Genomic DNA, 19,910 nt, shown 5'->3' with positions numbered 1-19,910 from the left:
ACGTGCTCCATCAACATGCGCGTTTTCCTGTAACGTTTGCGTGTTATAAGCGCAATCGGGAGCAGGAGTGTAATGAACTTTGCCGCATCAGGACAGAAAAAGCCGTCCTGGACGGGTGAATTTATCAACGTTTTTTGTTAGCAATCGTTTGCTTTTCTCATCCACTCGGCTAAAATGCCCGCTTTTCCTCCAGGGGTTTGCAGCAGATGTCCGTTAACGCCATTGAACAGCAGGATGCGCAACCGATTGCGCAGCCGCAAAACAGTGAACTGATTTACCGTCTTGAAGACCGTCCGCCGCTGGCGCAGACCTTGTTTGCCGCCTGTCAGCATCTGCTGGCGATGTTTGTGGCCGTTATTACCCCCGCTCTGCTGATCTGCCAGGCTCTCGGTTTACCGGCGCAGGACACCCAGCACATTATCAGCATGTCACTGTTTGCCTCGGGCGTGGCCTCCATCATTCAGATTAAAGCCTGGGGGCCGGTGGGCTCCGGTCTGCTGTCGATTCAGGGTACCAGCTTTAACTTTGTTGCCCCGCTGATCATGGGCGGTACGGCACTGAAAACCGGCGGCGCGGATGTACCTACCATGATGGCGGCGCTGTTCGGCACCCTGATGCTGGCAAGCTGCACCGAGATGGTGATCTCCCGCGTTCTGCACCTGGCGCGCCGCATTATTACCCCGCTGGTCTCCGGCGTAGTGGTGATGATTATCGGCCTGTCGCTGATTCAGGTGGGTCTGACCTCCATCGGCGGCGGCTACGCGGCGATGAACGACCACACCTTCGGCGCACCTAAAAACCTGCTGCTGGCGGGCATTGTGCTGGCAATCATTATTCTGCTTAACCGTCAGCGTAACCCGTACCTGCGCGTCGCCTCGCTGGTGATCGCCATGGCGGCTGGCTACCTGGCCGCCTGGGCGATGGGCATGCTGCCGCAGTCTGCCGCGCCAACCGACAGCCCGCTGATCATGGTGCCGACGCCGCTCTACTACGGCCTGGGCATTGACTGGAGCCTGCTGCTGCCGCTGATGCTGGTGTTTATGATCACCTCGCTGGAAACCATCGGCGACATTACCGCGACTTCTGACGTCTCTGAACAGCCGGTCTCTGGCCCGCTGTACATGAAGCGCCTGAAAGGCGGCGTCCTGGCAAACGGTCTGAACTCGTTTGTCTCTGCCGTGTTCAACACCTTCCCGAACTCCTGCTTTGGCCAGAACAACGGCGTGATCCAGCTGACCGGCGTTGCCAGCCGCTATGTGGGCTTTGTCGTGGCGCTGATGCTGGTTTTACTGGGCCTGTTCCCGGCGGTGAGCGGCTTTGTGCAGCACATTCCTGAGCCGGTCCTGGGCGGCGCAACGCTGGTGATGTTTGGCACCATCGCGGCATCGGGGGTGCGTATCGTCTCCCGCGAGCCGCTGAACCGCCGCGCTATCATGATCATCGCCCTGTCGCTGGCGGTGGGTCTGGGTGTCTCTCAGCAGCCGCTGATCCTGCAGTTTGCCCCGGACTGGGTGAAGAACCTGCTCTCTTCCGGCATCGCCGCCGGTGGGATCACCGCTATCGTCCTGAACCTGATTTTCCCGCCAGAAAAGAACTGATCTCCCTTTACGGCAGCAGGCAACTGCTGCCGTGACACGTAATTACACCATTCCCGCCTTGAGCATTGCGCATAAATCGTGCATAACTCCTTTATGTTCGTTTTACGTGATGGAAGACCATGAAATTTATTGGAAAGCTTCTCGTCGGTATTCTGGCCGTTCTGCTTATTGTGATCCTCGCGCTCTATATCCTTGTACAAACGCGCTGGGGCGCGGCGCAGGTCAGCAGCTGGATCACGGTAAACACCGACTACGAACTCAATTTCGACCTGATGGATCACCGCTTTTCTTCGCCCACGCACCTGGTGCTGAAAAACGTCACCTTCGGGCGCGACGGTCAACCTGCGACCCTGGTCGCGAAGATGGTGGATATCGGCGTGAGCAGCCGCCAGCTCACCGATCCGCTGCACATGGATACCATCACCCTGTTTGACGGCACGCTTAACCTCTCGCCCCAGACCGCTCCGCTCCCCTTCCAGGCCGATCGCCTGCTGCTGAACAACATGGCGTTTAACAGCCCGAATACCGAATGGGATCTCAGCGCCCAGAAGGTGACCGGCGGCGTGCGCCCCTGGGACCCCGAAGCGGGCAACGTGCTGGGGAAAAAAGCGCAGATCCAGATCAGCGCCGGGTCGCTGACGCTGAACGGCGTCCCGGCCAGCAACGTGCTGATTGAAGGTGAACTGAACGGTAAAGAGGTGGTGCTGACCACCATCGGCGCGGATATGGCGCTGGGCTCGCTCACCGGCACCGCGCGTCGCGACGCTAACGGCGGCTGGAAGGTGGACAATATGCGCCTGAACGATATCCGCCTGCAGAGCGATAAATCCCTGTCCGACTTTTTTGCCCCCATCACTACCCTGCCGTCGTTGCAGATTGGCCGCCTCGACGTGACCGACGCCCGCCTGCAGGGGCTGGACTGGGCGGTGACCGATCTTGATTTAAGCCTGCGCAACCTGACCCTCAGCCAGGGCGACTGGCAGAGCGAGGATGGCCGCCTGTCGATGAACGCCAGTGAGTTTATCTACGGTTCACTGCATCTGTTCGATCCCATCCTGAACGCTGAATTCTCCCCGCAGGGGATCGCCCTGCGCCAGTTCACCTCACGCTGGGAAGGCGGGATGGTACGCACCTCCGGCAACTGGTTGCGCAGCGGTAAAGCCCTGGTGCTGGATGATGTCGCCGTCGCCGGGCTGGAATACACCCTGCCGGAAAACTGGAAAACACAGTGGATGACGACCCTGCCGGAGTGGCTGCACAGCGTCACGCTGCGCAAATTTGGCCTGAGCCGTAACCTGGTGATCGATGTCGACGCCGCCTTTCCGTGGCAGATCACCGCGCTCGACGGCTATGGCACCAACCTGCAACTGGCGAAAGATCGCGAGTGGGGGGTCTGGTCAGGCACCGCCACCCTGAACGGCGCGGCCGCCACCTTTAACCGCGTGGACGTGCGCCGTCCATCGCTGTCGCTCTCGGCTAACGCCTCGACCATCTCCATCAGCGACCTGAGCGCCTTCACGGAGAAAGGCATTCTGGAAGCGAAGGCCAGCGTGTCGCAGACCCCGGTGCGCCAGACTACCGTTAATCTGACCGGGCGCGGCGTGCCGTTGAACATTATCCAGCAGTGGGGCTGGCCAGCGCAGCCGGTGTCCGGCGACGGCAATCTTCAGCTCACCGCCAGCGGCAATGTGCAGAAAGATTCCCCGCTGAAACCGACGGTCAACGGCAGGCTGAATGCGGTAAATATGGATAAGCAACAGGTGACCCAGACGATGACGGGCGGGGCGGTAAATACGGTGGCACCACCACCCGCACCATAATGTGGGCCCGGTAAGCGTAGCGCCGCCGGGCATCAGACCGCACTGCATTGCCGGGTGACGGCTTCGCCTTACCCGGCCTACAAAACCCACAGCCTGCACGATCCGTAGGCTTGGTAAGCGCAGCGCCACCGGGCATCAGACCGCACTGCATTGCCGGGTGACGGCTTCGCCTTACCCGGCCTACACAACCTACAGCCTGCGCGATCCGTAGGCCCGGCAAGCAACGCGCCGCCGGGCATCAGACCGCACTGCATTGCCGGGTGGCGGCTTCGCCTTACCCGGCCTACAAAACCCACAGCATGCACGACCCGTAGGCCCGGCAAGCGCAGCGCCGCCGGGCATCAGAGCGCGCTGCATTGCCGGGTGGCGGCTTCGCCTTACCCGGCCTACACAACCCACAGCCTGCGCGATCCGTAGGCCCGGCAAGCAACGCGCCGCCGGGCTTTTCCAGACAACTCAGAGGTGAACCACCACCTCATCCCCTTCGGCTTTCACCACCACGCCCCACTCGCTACCGATGTGAGATGCGCCTTTCACGCCGCTAATCTGCGGCACATTGCGCAGGCAGACCGTCCAGTTCCGCGCTTCGCCGCTCCCTTTCAGGGTGACGGTATCGCCGCTGCGCGTCGCGGTCAGGGTAAAGGCCACGGCACCGTTCGCCGCAGGAACTTCGCTTACCGCCGTGGCGCCATCGGCCAGGTTAAACAGCTGGAAGGCGGTGCCTTCGTTCCAGGCGTAGTCCGGTTTCTGGTCGTTGTTACCCAGCGCCAGCAGGGTGTTGTCGCGCACGTAGACCGGCAGGCTCTTGAAATCGTGCTGCTGTTTGTGCCAGCGGCTGCCCTGCAATTCGTCGTTATGCCACAGGTGCGTCCAGCGCCCTTCCGGCAGGTAAAACTGCACGTCGCCCGCCTCGCTGAATACCGGCGCCACCATCACCGCATCGCCCAGCATATACTGGCGGTCGAGAAAGTCGCAGGCCGGATCGTCCGGGAACTCGAGCATCATCGCCCGCAGCATCGGCGTGCCGAACTCGCGGGCCAGCGCCGCCTGACGATAAAGGTACGGCATCATCCGGCATTTCAGCTGGGTAAAGTGGCGCACCACATCACAGGACTCGTCATCATACGCCCACGGCACCCGGTAGGATTTGCTGCCATGCAGGCGGCTGTGGCTGGAGAGCAGCCCGAACGCGCACCAGCGTTTGTAGACGTGCGCCGGGGCGGTGTTTTCGAACCCGCCGATATCGTGGCTCCAGAACCCGAATCCGGAGAGCCCGATCGACAGCCCGCCGCGCAGGCTTTCGGCCATCGATTCATAGTTGGCGTAGCAGTCGCCGCCCCAGTGAACCGGGAACTGTTGCGCCCCCACCGAGGCCGAGCGAGCAAACAGCACCGCCTCTTCCTCGCCCACCGTCTCTTTCAGCACGTTCCACACCAGTTCGTTATAGATGTAGGCGTAATGGTTGTGCATTTTCTGCGGATCGGAACCGTCGAACCACTGCACGTCGGTCGGAATGCGCTCGCCAAAGTCGGTTTTAAAGCAGTCGACGCCGATATCCACCAGGCCTTTCAGCTTGTCGGCGTACCAGGCACAAGCCTCCGGATTGGTGAAGTCGTAGATCGCCAACCCCGGCTGCCATTTATCCCACTGCCACAGGGAGCCATCCGGACGTTTCAGCAGATAGCCCTTCTCTTTCAGTTCTTTAAATACCGGGGATTTCTGCCCGATGTAGGGGTTGATCCACACGCAGACCTTGAGCCCTTTCTCCTTCAGGCGGCGGATCATCCCTTCCGGGTCCGGGAAGGTAACCGGGTCCCACTCAAAGTCGCACCACTGGAAGGCCTTCATCCAGAAGCAGTCGAAGTGGAAGACGTGCAGGGGCAGGTCGCGCTCCGCCATGCCGTCGATAAAGCTGTTCACCGTCGCTTCGTCGTAGTTGGTGGTGAACGAGGTGGTGAGCCACAGCCCGAACGACCACGCTGGCGGCAGCGCCGGACGCCCGGTGAACTGCGTATAGCGATTGAGCACCTCTTTCGGCGTCGGGCCGTCGATGACGAAGTACTCCAGATATTCACCCTCGACGCTAAACTGCACTTTCGACACCTTCTCGGAGCCGATTTCAAAGGAGACGTTTTCCGGGTGATTCACCAGCACGCCGTAGCCGCGGTTGGTGAGGTAGAACGGGATATTTTTGTACGACTGCTCGGTGCTGGTGCCGCCGTCGCGGTTCCAGGTTTCGACCGTCTGGCCGTTGCGCACCAGGGCGGTAAAGCGCTCGCCCAGGCCATAGACGGTTTCACCCACGCCCAGATCCAGACGCTCAAACATGTAGTTGCGATCGGTATTGCCGTCCTGCACGTAGCCGTTATTTTTCAACTGGCTGCCGGTGATGCGTTGTCCGTTGCGGAAGAAATCCAGCGACCAGAACTCGCCTTTGGTGACGCGCACGCTGATGTTGCCGCTTTTCAGCTCAGCAAACTCCGCGTTGTTTTCAATCTGCACGTTAACGTCTTTCAGGACGTTGAGCGGGTAGTGCGGGCCGTTATTCAGCGCCCCCTGGAAGTGCTCGATACGCACCCCGACAATCCCCTCCTGCGGCGCAAACAGGCGCACGGTGAACATCAGGGTGTCGAGCTGCCAGGTGCGCTCGCGCACGTCGCGTGGCGCCACATAGACCACCAGGTCGTTGCCCTGCTGCTCCACATCGAATACCTGAACCGGATAGGTCACGTTCAGACCCGGTTGAATTAGCCAGTTTCCATCACTGATTTTCATGCTTTCGTCCTCTTAGTTCTGCAATTCTTTGCTGACCGGCAGGGTGTTAAATTCCTGCTCGTTACGTCGCGCGCCCTGCGCCAGATCGTTCATGATTTTGACCAGGAATGGCGTCTTCAGGCTGTAGTAGCGTTTGGCAATCACCGCGCTCAGCAGGTAGCAAGCGGCGGGTACCAGGGTAAACAGGGCGATGATAATGCTGATGGTGGCGCTGTTCTGGTTTTTGGCTGCGGCATCGTAGCCGCCGCCAGCCAGCATCCAGCCGATTAACGCCCCGCCCAGCGCCAGACCCAGCTTGAGCACGAACAGCGTGCCCGCAAAGCTGATGCCGGTGAGGCGTTTGCCGTTGGTCCACTCGCCGTAATCGACGGTGTCGGACATCATTACCCACTGGATCGGCGTCACCAACTGGTGCAGGACGCCAATCACGAAGATAAAGCCGAACATGGTGATGCTGGCCTGCATCGGCACGAAGAACATCGCCACGCTCGCCACCGCCAGCAGGGCATTGGTCCACCAGAAGACGCTGACTTTGCATTTCCAGTCGGTGAGCGGTTTCGCCAGCGCGGAGCCAATGAGATTGCCGACGCAGTAGGTGGTAAGGAAGGCGACGAACAGTTCTGGCGAGCCCATGATCCAGGTGACGTAATACATCATCGCCCCGCCGCGCACGCAGACCGCCAGAATGTTGAGGATGGTAAGCAGCCCGACGATGCGCCACTGGTCGTTCTTCCAGATGTCGCGCAGATCTTCGCGCATGGAGGTGGTGCTCGGTGGCACCTGGATGCGCTCTTTGGTGGTGAAGAAGCAGAACGCCAGCATCAGGAACGCTACCACCGACAGCACCGCGATACCGCCCTGGAAGCCGAGCGCTTTATTCTCGCCACCAATCATATTCACCAGCGGCATCATCAGTACCGTGGAGAGCATGCCGCCCGCCGTCGCCAGCACAAAGCGCCAGGACTGGAAGGAGATACGCTGCGTCGGGTCGTTGGTGATCACCCCACCCAGGGCGCAGTACGGGATGTTGACCACGGTATAGAGCACGGTCAGCAGGGTGTAAGTGACAGCAGCGTAGATCATTTTCCCGTTCAGGCTGAGGTCCGGCGTGGTATAGGCCAGCACGCAGACCAGACCAAACGGGATCGCCCCGAACAGTATCCACGGGCGGAACTTACCCCAACGGCTGCGGGTGCGGTCGGCTATCAGCCCCATGCAGGGGTCGGAGACAGCATCCAGCGCACGCGCCAGCAGGAACATGGTGCCGACAAACCCGGCGGGGATACCGAAGATATCGGTATAGAAAAACATCATGTAGAGCATAACGTTGTCGAAAATGATGTGACTTGCGGCGTCACCCATGCCGTAACCAATTTTCTCTTTGACGGATAAGACTTCGCTTTTCATTGTTTTTCCTTCACGCGTAGGGCGCTGAGACCGGTTACATTTTTTGTAAACCATTCACCCACGGGCAGGTATTGCGTTTTCTGGTTACTTTTTTACGTTTCTTGTTTTTTGTGATCGCGGTAAAAGTGCGGGGGCGGAAAATGTAAGCTGAGGATTTTCTTAAGGTTTACGCTGGAGGGATAACGCAGGTCAAAAAAGGGGTGAAATAAGTGAGGGAAAAGATGGGGTAAATGATTGAAAGTAGCTATAATGCGCCCCGCCTCCATGTAGCAATCGAGGCGCGGAAGATCGTCATCTCCGGTGAGGTGGCTGGACTTCAAATCCAGTTGGGGCCGCCAGCGGTCCTGGGCAGGTTCGACTCCTGTGATCTTCCGCCAAAATTGTAATGCCCCCATCTCACTGGACGCATACCTCTTTCAGTCAAAACCACACATAATCTTTATAGAAAGCTCTATTTTTTTCTTTCTAAATGTAGTACTCATCTATAAAATAATTTAATGCTTTTATTTTCCCCATAATGATTATAGATAATTAAAATGAATAACGCGCAGCCAATCCCTATTGATAAAAAAGATTCTGAAGAAATTATAAATGCACCAATAGCCGATGATCATAGGAAAAGATGTTATTGGGACGTTATATATGATAAAAATATTAACCTCGATAAATTTAAAAAAATGCATTTAGATGCTGTTAATGAAATGCGCAATAATGGAGATCATCTAAAGCATTATGTTATACACATTTCTTCTCCTGAGAGCGCACAAAATCAAGCTATACCAAATACTAAAAGATTAATTATAGAAGATGCTGTTTTTGATGTGTGTGATTTTTTAGGAGATAACACCAATCAGAAAATAACTTTCAAAAACTGCGAGTTTAGAAAGGTATACTTTGGCCATTCTGTATTTAATGATGTCAACTTTGAAAATTGCACTTTTAAGAAGACTTCATTCGCTTTGGCTAAATTTAGCCGTTGTTCATTCAATGAAAAATGTAAGTTTAAGAAAGTTTCTATATCTGGTGGGAAAACCGTTTTCGAAGATACCACTATACTTTCTTCTACTTTTATTCAAAATGCATATATATACGCAACACAAAAATACTGTGACAAAAGAAACCTAAACATTTACGATCAAGAATATCGCATGTATTCCTCTCTTGTAAAACTAAGTAGGAATATTATTACATCAGTCACCAACATAGGGGACGATGATATTTACTATGATGCAATTAAAACACTATTCAAACTAAGAATAAAAGAAAAAGAGTCGAAGATAAAGCTAGATTCCGAACAAATCGGAACTGCCATGAAAACTAAAAAAAAGCTAACGAAGAAAGCTAAAGGTTACTTTAAACTTTCATGGAACAAATTACATTGCATTTTATTCCCCATTGAAAAAATTATTCTCAGCTCATTTGGTTTTATTAATGGCTGGGGGAACAGCTTTATAAGATGTATAGGTTTTGGTTTCTTAATTTTAGTTTCATATACAATCTTATACACTTATCAATCGTGGGATGCACAAGTTAATCTTAGAGGATTTTTTATCTTACTATTTGAAAGTTATATGAAAAGTTTAGATGTAACTCTTTTAGTGGGTTACACAAAATACTCAACACCTAGCGATAGCCTGTTATCTCAATTTTTGGTACAATCTAATATGCTATTAGGTTTAGCTTGGTATGGCGTAAGCCTCCCAACATTAATTAATAAAATAAGCATGGCCAGAATATGATCGAAATAGAAAATCAAAATGCGTTGAAGTGCCTTATTCTCTTTGGAAGCCATGCCCGAGGAGATATTGACATACATTCAGATTTTGATCTTTTGGGTATTAATGACTCTAAAGATTACACTGTCAAAGATGTCGGGAAAGTAAATTTCTCCTTGTATTCAACATCTGAATCATTGAAGTTAGCAAGTGAAGGTAATTTGTTTTTCCTTCATATCATAAAAGAAGGGAAATGCTTGTTCAACGACGCTTTTTTTTCTCAACTTAAAGAATCTTTTATTTATAAAGAATCTTATTTAGAGGATGCAGTTGTCGCTTATTTTCTAGCGGAGAAAATCCTTGGGCATAAGGATATCATAACTAATTGGGTAATTGCTAATAAAAGAATATCATGGTGTGTAAGAACCATATTAATCGCATTATCAGCCAATGAAAAGAACCCTATTTTTTCAAAGTATGAATTAGCGAATGTTGCGTTCAAAAGAAATTATTCGCCTAAAGAATCCATTTCTCTTATTGACGCAAAATCAAGATATAAAAAGGACGATAAAATATTGCTTATGCTTCAAGATTTTTTGATTGAACATCAAGAACTAAAAGGGCAAATATCGAAAGGGATTTTGTATTCTAAAGGAATAGTATCTTCAACACTATTTTCAATAATTAACACATCGCCTGTTTTTTACCATTAAATACAGCAATTAATATCATCATTTTTTAAATGTCTATGATGATATTATTTTTTGTCGAAAAATTCGGCATCTAATCTTTTCGTACAAGCCTCTTTAACCCACTTACTAAAATTCCCTTTCCCCGCAGCTTTCTCAATCTGTTCCAAAAGCTCGTCCTCGAACCGGATGTTCTTCATCGTGCTTTTCTTGCGGTCAAAATTTGGCTTCTTTTTCTCTTGCATGGTAGGTACCATTTCGGTTAGTTTATCACCACGTGGTACCTACCACATGGATTCAGATTTCAAGCAACGCCCGGTAGTGTTCGAGCACTAAAGGGCGTCTAACCTCACCAACTATCAAGGAGTTGATTATGGCTGATTCGCATTCTACCCCAGACACTACCGCAACCGGAACTGAGCGTACATTAATTGTGGGATATCGCCCGCAAGGTCTCGATCGCAGTACGCCAAATCTGATCCTTTCCGGCAAATGGCTGCGTGCGGCGGGATTTGATACCGGAGATAAAGTCACAGTGAAAGTCATGGATGGCTGCATCGTTGTGATGTCGCACAACCCGCATGAGAAGGCACTTCTCACCGAATTAAAGCAGGCGCAGCAGAAGCTGAAAGGGATTGAAGGGGCGCTGTCCATGGTGTAATCACAGGCTGATCACCTGATTGTTACTTAACCTGTAAGTCAGGCTTACAGGTTCGGCAGACGCGAAACCAAAGCAGATATGCAGTTGTTCAGCAAAACCGAACAACTGCCGCAGCCCGTAACCTTCATCTCAAACCCATCACCAGGCAAAAATCAGAATTTTATAAACAAAGACTGGCAAGCGGCTAGTAAGTAGCCCGGTATACTCACGACGATACAAATCAGAATGAGTGCCAGACATGAAAACAATAGCTAATGTCAAAATTAAATGCTTATCGTTCCTGACTCTTATATTACTTTCAGCCTGCCATCACGCTTTCGCGGCCAAAATGACAGGCTTTGCGGAGCAATATTACCGGGATGACCTCTCTTCCCAAGAAGTTGTATCACAACAGCCTATCTCTCCCACCATTACTATCGGCACCAAAGCTATTCAGATGGAGACGACTTCCCTGACGGATATTGCTGACATACCTATTCAGACAGACAGCTCTGCTCGCTGGCTCTGCCTGCATTCAAAAGAGGGTATAAATTATTGGTTTATTTCCGATAATGAAATGGGGAGGGGGTTACTCACTGCTATTGCGATAGCTAAAGACGGCAATCATAAAGAGTGTGTGGCATCGCCAGAATCCATTCGCGTTTCCATAGGGAAGATATCTTTGCTTGATACCACTCGTCAGGATATCGCTCAGTCATTTGGAAATAATGAGGTTATAAAAAAGGAGGCTGTTCTTTTCTATCAGGATACCCCCGTTCAGGAGGGATTTACCCAAAGCAATACCGTCTCTTATTCCTTCGACGGTGAGAAAGTGCGTGGCGTGATCGTGGGGCAAATTACGAGTAACTGATCGGCTTCAGGAAAGGGTTAAGGGGTTATTTCCCCTCCCCCCATAGGGGCGAAGGGGTAGTACGCGCTTTAATTAACCCTTATAGCGCATATGCAGCAGCGGAAACGGATTCCCTTGCCCGTCCCGCTCCGATCGGCCAACCTGCTCAAACCCTCTGTGGCGATAAAACCCTACGCCCTGCGGGTTCTGCTCATTCACATCCACTTCATTGGCGCCAAAGTGTTCAATGGCGTGCCTCAGCAGCAGCGTGCCGACGCCTTTTCCCCGGCCCCCATCATCCACAAACAGCATTTCAATGCGGTTCTCATCCACGCCCAAAAAGCCATGAATAACGCCGTTTTCATCCCGGGCAATGACGACGTTTAAATTCGGTAAATAGGCGTTGAGCAATAACGGGCGTAATGCCGCAATATCGCTCTCCTGCAAAAAGTGGTGAGTGGCGCGAACGGAAGACTCCCAGATCGCGACAAGACGGTCAAATTGTGAGGGGAATGCGGATTCGATTTTCATGATGCGAGCATGGTCGAAAAACGAATCTACATCAAGCAACAGCACGTGCATTTATAAGTTGTAGCTTATACATTCCCTAGTATAAGCTACAACTTATCAAGGATGACAACATGTGGACGGTAATCTTAGGAGAAGTGTTTGAAGCGTGGCTGGAAGATCAAGAACAAGGCGTTCAGGAAAAGGTATTTGCAGCTCTCATAAACCTGCAAACCTATGGACCCCGCCTTCCACGTCCCTATGCCGATACAGTCAGAGGCTCGCGACATAACAATATGAAAGAATTACGTATTCAATATTATGGCCGTCCGATTCGTGCATTTTTTGCTTTCGATCCCGTGCGTCAGGCTATTGTGCTTTGCGCAGGCGATAAAAGTCATGACAAAAAATTCTATGAACGACTCATTCGTATTGCAGATGATGAATTTTCGGCTCACCTGGCAGCAATGGAGACAAGAAATTGAAAACCTTGAATGAAGCGATCGCTTCGCGTTCCCCTGAAAGCCAAAAACGCATCAAAGAAATGGCCGACGAAATGATTCTGGAAACGGGCCTGCAAATGATGCGCGAGGAACTGAAACTATCGCAAAAACACGTTGCGGAAGTGATGGGCATCAGCCAGCCCGCTATCACCCAACTTGAGCAGCGTGGCAATGAACTAAAAATCACCACGCTAAAACGCTATATCGAGGCGATGGGCGGTAAACTAAGCCTGGATGTTGAACTCCCGACCGGAAAGCGCGTGGCGTTTCACATTTAGTCAATTCCTGGCGAGCCAGCCCTTTTTATCCCTCTCCCCACAGGAGAGGGAGGCATCTGCGGGTCCGCTTTTACCGCCCCGGTAAGCACGATATTTACTGCTTCACCCATACCAGCTGATCGACCCGGAAGCCCAGGCTGCGTGCGGTATTGAGGTAATCCTCTTTCACCGCATCCGGAATGGTCGGGGTGCGCGACAGAAGCCACAGGTAGTCGCGGTTCGGGCCGCTGACCAGCGCGTACTGGTAATTATCGTCCAGCTTGATGACGTTATACCCGCCGTAGAACGGGCCGAAGAAAGAGACCTTCAGCGCGGCGGTGGTCGGCGCGCCGGTGAAAGAGGCTCTCCCCTCGCTCTCGTTCCACTTGCGTTTCACCGGATCGTATCCGCGGTTGATAACGCTGATCTGCCCGTCGCTGCGCTTGCCGTAGGTGGCGGTAACCTGCTCCAGACCACGTTCGAAGCGGTTTTCCAGGCGGGCGACTTCGTACCATTTGCCGAGATAGCGGCTGGCGTCAAAGTTGGTTATCGGCTGCACGCCTTTCGGCGGCGTAGGGGATTTACAGGCAACCAGGGTCAGCGCAATGGCGACACCGGTCACAACAGGCCATAGTTTCATGAGAGCTCCTTTCATTTGCGCGTCTGGATGTAAAGTGTAGTGCACCGCTGTGGTGCTTCATCCCGCAGGCAAATATTCGTAGTATATTGAGATTAATCCTTTCCTTCGGACGCAGACATGGCCTACTCCATCGGCGAATTCGCCAGACTCAGCGGGATCACCGCCACCACCCTGCGGGCGTGGCAGCGCCGCTACGGTTTACTCAAGCCGCAGCGCACGGAGGGCGGCCATCGCCAGTACAGCGAGGAGGATGTCCAACAGGCGCTGAAAATCCTCGACTGGGTGAAAAAAGGCGTCCCGATTGGCCAGGTGAAGCCGCTGCTGGAACGTCCTGCTCCGAGCCGTACCAATAACTGGCAAACGCTGCAACAGAACATGCTGGACCGTCTGCAGGCGGGCAAAATCGAATCCCTGCGCCAGATGATTTACGATGCCGGCCGCGAGTACCCCCGGCCAGAGCTGGTCGCGAAGGTGTTACGCCCCCTGCGTAGCCAGGTCTCGGCGAACGTTCCCGCCGCCATGACCCTGCGCGAGATCCTCGACGGCATCATCATCGCCTATACCTCGTTTTGCCTTGAGGGCGATAAGAAAGCGCCGGGCGACAACCTTCTGCTCAGCGGCTGGCACCTGAACGACCCGTGTGAAATCTGGCTTGAAGCTCTGGCGCGCACCGGCCAGGGCCATCGAATCACCCTCCTGCCCATTCCGCCTGCCGCACTGGCACCGGAGATCTTCCCGGACCGCAAGTGGCTGTTGGTCACCAGCGGTAAGCTCAATGCCGCGCGCAAAAGGCAGGTTGAGCAGTGGCAGCAGCAGGTTTCCCTTGAGGTGATTATCCTCCGATGATTTTCTCCTGCGGGAATTGTCACGAAAAGTTGAATATTTTCCCGCGCGGCAAATGCTAACGTTTTCCTGTGACTTACTACTCCACAGGAAAACCCAATGAAAAAAAGTGCCCCTCTGCTGATCCTGGCCTCTATGGCCTTTGCTCCTGTCGCCTTTAGCGCCCCTGTCGGTACGCTGAGCGTGCATATTCTTGACCAGCAAACCGGTACGCCGCCGCCGGGCGTCAGCGTCACGCTGGAAAAACAGCAGCAGGACAAATGGACCCCTGTTGCCAGCGGCAAAACCGACCAGGATGGCCGCATCAAGTCGCTCTATCCAGACGATCAGGACATGCAACCTGGCGTCTATAAAGTGACGTTTAAAACCGCAGAGTACTTCCAGGCGAATAAGCTGCAGTCATTCTTCCCCGAGATCCCGGTGCTGTTTACCGTGACCCGCACCAACGAGAAGCTGCACATCCCTCTGCTGCTCAGCCAGTACGGTTACTCGACCTATAAGGGCAGCTAAAAATCGTTGATATTTATACACATTAAAAAATATTTTCGCCAATACTTGGACAAAATAGTCAAGTTGTGTAACTTTTAGATATAGGCTCTGGAGGTACACACCATGACAACGAAACCTGTACTGGGTATTAGCGGATGTTTAACCGGTTCCGCCGTTCGCTTCGACGGCGGTCATAAGCGTATGGGCTTTGTCATGGATGAGCTGGCCCAGTGGGTCAACTTCAGGCCCGTCTGTCCGGAAATGGCTATTGGTCTGCCGACGCCTCGTCCGGCGCTGCGCCTGGTCCTGACCGACAGCGGTGAGACGCAGATGCGGTTCAGCAAAGCGCCTCATGAAGACGTTACGCAGAAGATGGCCGATTTTGCGGCGGGTTATCTGCCAAAAATCGGCGATCTTGCTGGCTTTATCGTCTGTGCCAAATCCCCCAGCTGCGGCATGGAACGCGTGCGGCTTTATGATGAAAACGGCAACCGGGGCCGCAAGGAGGGTGTCGGGCTGTTCACCGCTGCGCTCCTTGAAACCTGGCCATGGCTACCGGTGGAGGAGGATGGACGCCTGCACGATCCGGTACTGCGGGAGAATTTTGTTGAGCGCGTCTTTGCCCTTCACGAACTGAACACCCTGCGCGCCAATGGCCTGACGCGCCGCGCGCTGCTGGACTTCCACAGTCGTTACAAACTCCAGCTGCTGGCCCATCATCAGGCAGGCTACCGGGAGATTGGCCCGTTCGTCGCTTCGCTGCACGAGTGGGAAGATCTGAACGCTTTCTTCGAGGCGTACCGCGAAAAGCTGATGGCGATCCTGAAGCAACCCGCCTCGCGCAAAAACCACACTAACGTCCTGATGCATATTCAGGGCTATTTCCGTAACCAGCTAAACAGCCGCCAGCGCGGCGAACTGCGCGACGTGATCCTGCATTACCGTGACGGGTTACTGCCTATTCTCGCCCCGCTCACGCTGCTGAAGCACTATCTGGCGGAATACCCTGACCAGTACCTGATGACGCAAAACTACTTTGATCCCTACCCGGATGATTTAGGTCTGCGTCTCGCTGTAGCCTGAAATTCACAATGCGAAGGCCCCATTGACCCCGAGAGGCCCAAAGCAGTACCCCGTTTAGACGACACCCTCACTGTCGTCTTTTTTTTGCAGTTTGCTTAAAATACTGTAACTTTATACAGGTTTAAGCCGCAAAAGGGTCCGCCCATGATCAACACCCTGCACATTCAAAACTACCGTTCGATTCGCGACATGTCGCTGGATCTGGAGCAGCTCAATATCGTTTTCGGCCCGAACGGCAGCGGAAAATCGAATATCTATAAAGCCATCCACCTGATGCACAGCGCGGCGCAGGGGCAGTTTTCCCAGGCGCTGGCGAATGAAGGCGGCATTCTGAAGGTGTTCTGGGCAGGCAAAACCCGCAGCGACCAGCTGCGGGGGATGAATCTGGCGGTGGAAACCGAAACTTACGAGTATGAACTGCAGGTGGGTTTTGTCGAAAAGCTGCCTTATCCCTCGCAGTTTCAGCTCGATCCGGTCATCAAAGAGGAGTCCATCTGGCTGAGCGGCCATCAGCGGCGTCCCTCCGCACGCCTGATGCAGCGCAAAAACCAGACCGTGTTTCTGAATAATGTTCATCACGAGAAGGTGACCCACAGCGGCACCCTGTATGAGAACGAATCGGTCTTCGGCCAGCTCGGCGAGCCGCACCTCTACCCCGAGGTGTCGCAGATGCGCGAATCCCTGCGTAACTGGCGTTTTTATCATGAGTTTTCTGTTTCATCCGGTTCGGCGATGCGCGCCCCGCAGGTGGGGTTCCGTTCGCCAGTGCTGGCCAGCGACGGCGCAAACCTGGCGGCCGCGTTTCAGACTATCGTCGAGATTGGTGACGAGATGCTGCTGATGCGTATTCTCGACCAGGCTTTCCCCGGCTGCGTCTTTTACAGCGACAATACGGGCGGACGTTTCCGGATGATGATGCAGCGCGAAGGCTTAAGCCGGCCGCTGGAGCCCGCAGAGTTTTCCGACGGCACGCTGCGTTTTCTCTGTCTGGCGGTGGCCCTGCTCAGCCCGCGCCCGCCCGCTTTTATCGCCCTCAACGAACCGGAAAACAGCCTGCATCCGCAGATGCTGCCTGCTCTGGCTAGCCTGATTGCTGAGGCCAGCCGCTATTCGCAGATCTGGCTCACCAGCCACTCGCCGGAGCTGGCGAACCTCATTGAGAAGCATCGATCGTTTTCGCTGTATCAGCTGTCGATGGTGGAAGGCGAGACGAGAATGGCGCGGCTGGGGTAAATGCCGGATGGCGCTACGCTTATCCGGCCTGGGCCTGCGTGCGGAAGGTTTTGCGCCACTCCGCCGGGCTGACGCCAAAGCGGGCCTTAAACTGCTGACGCCAGGTTACGGCTGAGAGATAGCCCACCTGCTCTGCCACCGCCTCTATCGGCAGATTGCTGCTCTCCAGCAACAGCTGGCTACGCCGCAGGCGTTCGGCGGTGATCCACGAGGCCACACTCATCCCGGTGGCTTTCATAAAATGGCGGGTCAGGGTGCGGCGACTCATCGCCACGCTCTCTGCCAGCGCATCCAGGCTGAGCGGCTGGCTGATGTTACGCTGGAGATAGTCGATCAGGTTGTTGATCCGCGCATCGCGGGTGGTTTCCGGCACCGGCTGGGCGATAAACTGCGCCTGCCCGCCCTCGCGATGGGGCGGCACGATCATCCGCCGGGCAATCTGGTTGGCCACCACGCCGCCAAAGCGCTGACGGATAATGTACAGGCAGCAGTCCAGCGCGGCGGCGGTACCGGCAGAGGTGATGATGCGGTCGTCATCAACGTACAACGCGTTGATATCGAGCTGCACGTTCGGGAAAAGCGTCTGAAACTGGCGTTCGAACTCCCAGTGGGTTGCCGCGCGTTTGCCGTCGAGAATGCCAGCGTATCCAAGAACAAATGACCCCAGACAGAGCCCGACGATCTCCGCCCCGCGGTCTTTGGCCTGCACCAGGCTGTCGAGCAGCGCCTGCGGGGGACGCGCCAGTACGTGTTGCCAGTAAGGCACCACCACGATATCGGCCTGCCCGATAGCAGAATAATCCTGCGTTGCGTTGAGCGCGAAGCCGTCAGGCGAGGTCAGGAGTCCGGGCTTTTCGGCGCAGATCGTCACATTAAAACGCTTTTTACCGGAAACGGTATCGCCAAACAGAATGCAGGGGACGGAGTAGTGGAACGGGCTGAACCCGTCCACGGCGACAATGGCAACGTGAGTAAGCGGCATTGATCTCTCCTTTCCCCTGATTGCCTCAGAATATAACGGATTCACCGTCCTGAGGAATGCTCAGCACGTCGCTGACCTGATTATCCTCTGCATACTGGCGCAACGCTCTGCGGGTCAGCAGGCAGTGGTTGATGGCCTCCATATGGACCGCCACAATTTTCGCCTGCGGTAGCAGGAAGTGGATATTCAGCACATCCTCCTGGCCCATGATGATCGGCCCAAAACCGAGCACGTGGGCATAACCGGCGTTGATGACCACCACATCCGGCTGATGTTTTTGCAGGTCGGTTGCCACCGCCTCGCGCCAGATCGTATCCCCAACAATGCAGAGCGTCTTTTCGTCAGGATGACGAAACACCACGCCGCAGGCTTCGCCCAGCCGCTCCGCCAGCTCCGGCACCGCATAGGCGCGATCGGTACCGTGCTGGCCGCCGTCGGTTTTACTTAGCTGGATATCGCCAAACGGGCTGTTGTCCGTCAGCACGCTAAGTTGGGTGAAGCCCTGGCTGCGCAGCAGCTGCGCGTCATCTTCGTTCTGCACGAAGATCGGTTTGTCTTTGGCGATCCGCTCGATGGCGTACTGATCCCAGTGATCGGGGTGGGTATGGGTTACGATAACGGCATCGACATCCAGCAGGGTTTCAATCGCACAGGGCAGTTCCACCATCGGGTTGCGGATCGCCTCCCGGGCAGTGCCCGGAAAGCCGGGGTAAGTCCCTTTAGGTGCCAGCATCGGGTCAACCAGAAAGCGCTTTCCGGCATAGGTGATAAGCTGTGTCGCGTTACGAATGTGGGTGATGTTCATGAGCTCTCCTCCGGTCTGTATTGCAGAAAGAATAGCCGGAGGAGGAACGGCAGAATGTGGGCTAAAGGGCATTCAACGATGGGATTGGGCCAACTTATCTTCATGCCGCAGTGAGCGGCATGATGATTTATTCCCAGCCCGGCACTGCCCCGCCGTTAAAGATGGACTCTGCCGCCTTCGCGACCTCTGGCGACTGGTACGCCTGGATAAACTCCTTCACCTTCTGGGCATCTTTATTATCTTCCCGCGTCACCACAATGTTCACGTAAGGCGAGTTTTTATCTTCGATAAAGACGCTGTCATGCACCGGCGACAGCCCGGTTTGCTGGAGATAGGTGGTGCTGATAATCGCCACATCCACTTTCGGATCGTCCAGCACGCGCGGCAGTTGCGCCCCCTCCAGCTCCATGATTTTCAGGTTTTTTGGGTTGGCGGTGATATCCAGCGCCGTCGGCAGTAAACCAACGTCCGGTTTCAGGGCGATCAGCTTTTCGTTTTGCAGCAGCAACAGCGCACGGCCCAGGTTGGTGGGGTCGTTCGGAATGGCGATGGTTGCGCCATCTTTGAGTTCAGAGACCGATTTGATCTTGCGGGAATAACCCGCCATCGGGAAGACAAAGGTGTTGCCCACTGCCACTAGCTTGTAGCCGTGTGCTTTGTTGTCTTCCGCCAGGAATGGGCGATGCTGGAAGACATTGGCGTCCAGCTCACCGTGGTCAGTGGCGTCGTTTGGCAGCAGCGAGCCGCTAAAACCCACCAGCTCAACGTCGAGGCCGAACTTCTCTTTCGCCACTTTTTTGGCGACTTCCGCCACGTCCTGCTCGGCGCCGTTGATCACGCCGACCTTAATGTGTTTAGCATCGCTGCCGCTTTGGTCGCAGCCCGCCAGCAGCAGGCCAGCAAGAAGAAGAGCACCCAATCGAAGTTTCACCGGTCAGTCCTTTTGAGAAATGTTTTATCGACTATATCGGCAACCCAGCGGCAGGTTAAAAAACGAAAAGGAATCAATAAGAAGGATAAGTTATATGCGGGTTTTGCCGGGCGGCGCTGCGCTTGCCCGGCCTACGTGCAGAG

Annotated in this window: 20 protein-coding genes and 1 tRNA gene; 13 read left to right on the top strand and 8 right to left on the bottom strand. The window is 54.3% G+C overall.

Annotation, left to right across the window (positions count from 1 at the left end; translation table 11 throughout):
- Positions 1-206 precede the first annotated feature (206 nt).
- Both GNG29_RS00365 and GNG29_RS00360 read left to right on the top strand, forming a co-directional pair.
- Positions 207-1,598 carry an NCS2 family protein gene (locus GNG29_RS00365; protein ID WP_103824300.1) on the top strand — a complete coding sequence of 464 codons (1,392 nt, stop codon included), beginning with the start codon at positions 207-209 and terminating at the stop codon, positions 1,596-1,598.
- Positions 1,599-1,717: 119 nt separating this feature from the next.
- A complete protein-coding gene (locus GNG29_RS00360; RefSeq protein WP_156653677.1) occupies positions 1,718-3,418 on the top strand; it encodes an AsmA family protein in 1,701 nt (566 codons plus the stop codon).
- Between the two features lie 456 nt (positions 3,419-3,874).
- Here the strand turns inward: GNG29_RS00360 and yicI are convergent, their stop codons facing one another.
- Positions 3,875-6,193 (bottom strand): alpha-xylosidase, encoded by a 2,319-nt coding sequence (gene yicI / locus GNG29_RS00355; RefSeq protein ID WP_156653676.1) that lies wholly within the window; start codon positions 6,191-6,193, stop codon positions 3,875-3,877.
- Between the two features lie 12 nt (positions 6,194-6,205).
- Positions 6,206-7,600, bottom strand: a complete 1,395-nt coding sequence (locus tag GNG29_RS00350) for a glycoside-pentoside-hexuronide family transporter (RefSeq protein WP_156653675.1) — start codon at positions 7,598-7,600, stop codon at positions 6,206-6,208.
- A gap of 282 nt (positions 7,601-7,882) precedes the next feature.
- Between GNG29_RS00350 and GNG29_RS00345 the strand changes: the two genes are divergently transcribed.
- From GNG29_RS00345 to GNG29_RS00335, 3 genes are all read left to right on the top strand, one after another.
- A tRNA-Sec gene (locus tag GNG29_RS00345) sits at positions 7,883-7,977 on the top strand.
- A gap of 159 nt (positions 7,978-8,136) precedes the next feature.
- Positions 8,137-9,339, top strand: a complete 1,203-nt coding sequence (locus GNG29_RS00340; protein ID WP_156653674.1) for a pentapeptide repeat-containing protein — start codon at positions 8,137-8,139, stop codon at positions 9,337-9,339.
- On the top strand, positions 9,336-10,028 hold the full coding sequence (locus GNG29_RS00335) for a nucleotidyltransferase domain-containing protein (RefSeq protein WP_156653673.1): 693 nt from the start codon (positions 9,336-9,338) through the stop codon (positions 10,026-10,028). Before GNG29_RS00340 ends, GNG29_RS00335 begins: the two co-directional genes overlap by 4 nt.
- Positions 10,029-10,072: 44 nt before the next feature.
- On the opposite strand, the gene GNG29_RS00330 is transcribed toward GNG29_RS00335, so the two are convergent.
- On the bottom strand, positions 10,073-10,249 hold the full coding sequence (locus GNG29_RS00330) for a YlcI/YnfO family protein (protein WP_156653672.1): 177 nt from the start codon (positions 10,247-10,249) through the stop codon (positions 10,073-10,075).
- A 128-nt stretch (positions 10,250-10,377) separates the two neighbouring features.
- On the opposite strand from GNG29_RS00330, the gene GNG29_RS00325 reads away from it, so the two are divergent.
- Positions 10,378-10,665, top strand: coding sequence for a SymE family type I addiction module toxin (locus GNG29_RS00325; RefSeq protein ID WP_156653671.1), 288 nt, complete (start codon positions 10,378-10,380; stop codon positions 10,663-10,665).
- 238 nt (positions 10,666-10,903) lie between these two features.
- Entirely contained in the window at positions 10,904-11,515 is a 612-nt protein-coding gene (locus GNG29_RS00320; RefSeq protein ID WP_231736573.1) for a hypothetical protein, read from the top strand.
- A 72-nt stretch (positions 11,516-11,587) separates the two neighbouring features.
- On the opposite strand, the gene GNG29_RS00315 is transcribed toward GNG29_RS00320, so the two are convergent.
- Positions 11,588-12,025 carry an acetyltransferase gene (locus GNG29_RS00315; RefSeq protein ID WP_156653670.1) on the bottom strand — a complete coding sequence of 146 codons (438 nt, stop codon included), beginning with the start codon at positions 12,023-12,025 and terminating at the stop codon, positions 11,588-11,590.
- A 110-nt stretch (positions 12,026-12,135) separates the two neighbouring features.
- On the opposite strand from GNG29_RS00315, the gene GNG29_RS00310 reads away from it, so the two are divergent.
- Together GNG29_RS00310 and GNG29_RS00305 are read left to right on the top strand one after the other, a co-directional pair.
- Positions 12,136-12,486, top strand: a complete 351-nt coding sequence (locus GNG29_RS00310; RefSeq protein ID WP_103177685.1) for a type II toxin-antitoxin system RelE/ParE family toxin — start codon at positions 12,136-12,138, stop codon at positions 12,484-12,486.
- On the top strand, positions 12,483-12,782 hold the full coding sequence (locus GNG29_RS00305) for a helix-turn-helix domain-containing protein (RefSeq protein ID WP_156653669.1): 300 nt from the start codon (positions 12,483-12,485) through the stop codon (positions 12,780-12,782). Before GNG29_RS00310 ends, GNG29_RS00305 begins: the two co-directional genes overlap by 4 nt.
- Before the next feature lie 94 nt (positions 12,783-12,876).
- Here GNG29_RS00305 and GNG29_RS00300 read toward each other — a convergent pair whose 3' ends face one another.
- Positions 12,877-13,401, bottom strand: a complete 525-nt coding sequence (locus tag GNG29_RS00300; RefSeq protein ID WP_103177683.1) for a lipocalin family protein — start codon at positions 13,399-13,401, stop codon at positions 12,877-12,879.
- Positions 13,402-13,518: 117 nt separating this feature from the next.
- Between GNG29_RS00300 and GNG29_RS00295 the strand changes: the two genes are divergently transcribed.
- From GNG29_RS00295 to GNG29_RS00280, 4 genes are all read left to right on the top strand, one after another.
- Positions 13,519-14,247 carry a MerR family transcriptional regulator gene (locus GNG29_RS00295; protein WP_156653668.1) on the top strand — a complete coding sequence of 243 codons (729 nt, stop codon included), beginning with the start codon at positions 13,519-13,521 and terminating at the stop codon, positions 14,245-14,247.
- Between the two features lie 96 nt (positions 14,248-14,343).
- Entirely contained in the window at positions 14,344-14,754 is a 411-nt protein-coding gene (gene uraH / locus GNG29_RS00290; RefSeq protein ID WP_114385495.1) for a hydroxyisourate hydrolase, read from the top strand.
- A 102-nt stretch (positions 14,755-14,856) separates the two neighbouring features.
- Positions 14,857-15,816 (top strand): DUF523 and DUF1722 domain-containing protein, encoded by a 960-nt coding sequence (locus GNG29_RS00285; protein WP_103177681.1) that lies wholly within the window; start codon positions 14,857-14,859, stop codon positions 15,814-15,816.
- Positions 15,817-15,960: 144 nt separating this feature from the next.
- Positions 15,961-17,049 carry an AAA family ATPase gene (locus GNG29_RS00280; protein WP_156653667.1) on the top strand — a complete coding sequence of 363 codons (1,089 nt, stop codon included), beginning with the start codon at positions 15,961-15,963 and terminating at the stop codon, positions 17,047-17,049.
- Between the two features lie 19 nt (positions 17,050-17,068).
- Here the strand turns inward: GNG29_RS00280 and GNG29_RS00275 are convergent, their stop codons facing one another.
- From GNG29_RS00275 to nlpA, 3 genes are all read right to left on the bottom strand, one after another.
- A complete protein-coding gene (locus tag GNG29_RS00275) occupies positions 17,069-18,031 on the bottom strand; it encodes a GlxA family transcriptional regulator (RefSeq protein WP_156653666.1) in 963 nt (320 codons plus the stop codon).
- A 25-nt stretch (positions 18,032-18,056) separates the two neighbouring features.
- Positions 18,057-18,836 carry an MBL fold metallo-hydrolase gene (locus GNG29_RS00270; protein WP_156653665.1) on the bottom strand — a complete coding sequence of 260 codons (780 nt, stop codon included), beginning with the start codon at positions 18,834-18,836 and terminating at the stop codon, positions 18,057-18,059.
- Between the two features lie 127 nt (positions 18,837-18,963).
- Positions 18,964-19,767, bottom strand: a complete 804-nt coding sequence (gene nlpA, locus GNG29_RS00265) for a lipoprotein NlpA (protein ID WP_156653664.1) — start codon at positions 19,765-19,767, stop codon at positions 18,964-18,966.
- Between the last annotated feature and the right edge of the window lie 143 nt (positions 19,768-19,910).

It is taken from the genome of Leclercia sp. Colony189 (assembly GCF_009740165.1).
Classification (GTDB): Bacteria; Pseudomonadota; Gammaproteobacteria; order Enterobacterales; family Enterobacteriaceae; genus Enterobacter.
This window is presented reverse-complemented; position numbering and strand designations above follow the sequence as displayed.

What these genes read in the sequence shown, in the direction of transcription:
- GNG29_RS00365 (WP_103824300.1), top strand. Translation starts at nt 207, where the DNA reads ATGTCCGTTAACGCCATTGAACAGCAGGATGCGCAACCGATTGCGCAG.
- GNG29_RS00360 (WP_156653677.1), top strand. Translation starts at nt 1,718, where the DNA reads ATGAAATTTATTGGAAAGCTTCTCGTCGGTATTCTGGCCGTTCTGCTT.
- yicI (WP_156653676.1), bottom strand. Translation starts at nt 6,193, where the DNA reads ATGAAAATCAGTGATGGAAACTGGCTAATTCAACCGGGTCTGAACGTG.
- GNG29_RS00350 (WP_156653675.1), bottom strand. Translation starts at nt 7,600, where the DNA reads ATGAAAAGCGAAGTCTTATCCGTCAAAGAGAAAATTGGTTACGGCATG.
- GNG29_RS00340 (WP_156653674.1), top strand. Translation starts at nt 8,137, where the DNA reads ATGAATAACGCGCAGCCAATCCCTATTGATAAAAAAGATTCTGAAGAA.
- GNG29_RS00335 (WP_156653673.1), top strand. Translation starts at nt 9,336, where the DNA reads ATGATCGAAATAGAAAATCAAAATGCGTTGAAGTGCCTTATTCTCTTT.
- GNG29_RS00330 (WP_156653672.1), bottom strand. Translation starts at nt 10,249, where the DNA reads ATGCAAGAGAAAAAGAAGCCAAATTTTGACCGCAAGAAAAGCACGATG.
- GNG29_RS00325 (WP_156653671.1), top strand. Translation starts at nt 10,378, where the DNA reads ATGGCTGATTCGCATTCTACCCCAGACACTACCGCAACCGGAACTGAG.
- GNG29_RS00320 (WP_231736573.1), top strand. Translation starts at nt 10,904, where the DNA reads ATGAAAACAATAGCTAATGTCAAAATTAAATGCTTATCGTTCCTGACT.
- GNG29_RS00315 (WP_156653670.1), bottom strand. Translation starts at nt 12,025, where the DNA reads ATGAAAATCGAATCCGCATTCCCCTCACAATTTGACCGTCTTGTCGCG.
- GNG29_RS00310 (WP_103177685.1), top strand. Translation starts at nt 12,136, where the DNA reads ATGTGGACGGTAATCTTAGGAGAAGTGTTTGAAGCGTGGCTGGAAGAT.
- GNG29_RS00300 (WP_103177683.1), bottom strand. Translation starts at nt 13,401, where the DNA reads ATGAAACTATGGCCTGTTGTGACCGGTGTCGCCATTGCGCTGACCCTG.
- GNG29_RS00295 (WP_156653668.1), top strand. Translation starts at nt 13,519, where the DNA reads ATGGCCTACTCCATCGGCGAATTCGCCAGACTCAGCGGGATCACCGCC.
- uraH (WP_114385495.1), top strand. Translation starts at nt 14,344, where the DNA reads ATGAAAAAAAGTGCCCCTCTGCTGATCCTGGCCTCTATGGCCTTTGCT.
- GNG29_RS00285 (WP_103177681.1), top strand. Translation starts at nt 14,857, where the DNA reads ATGACAACGAAACCTGTACTGGGTATTAGCGGATGTTTAACCGGTTCC.
- GNG29_RS00280 (WP_156653667.1), top strand. Translation starts at nt 15,961, where the DNA reads ATGATCAACACCCTGCACATTCAAAACTACCGTTCGATTCGCGACATG.
- GNG29_RS00275 (WP_156653666.1), bottom strand. Translation starts at nt 18,031, where the DNA reads ATGCCGCTTACTCACGTTGCCATTGTCGCCGTGGACGGGTTCAGCCCG.
- GNG29_RS00270 (WP_156653665.1), bottom strand. Translation starts at nt 18,836, where the DNA reads ATGAACATCACCCACATTCGTAACGCGACACAGCTTATCACCTATGCC.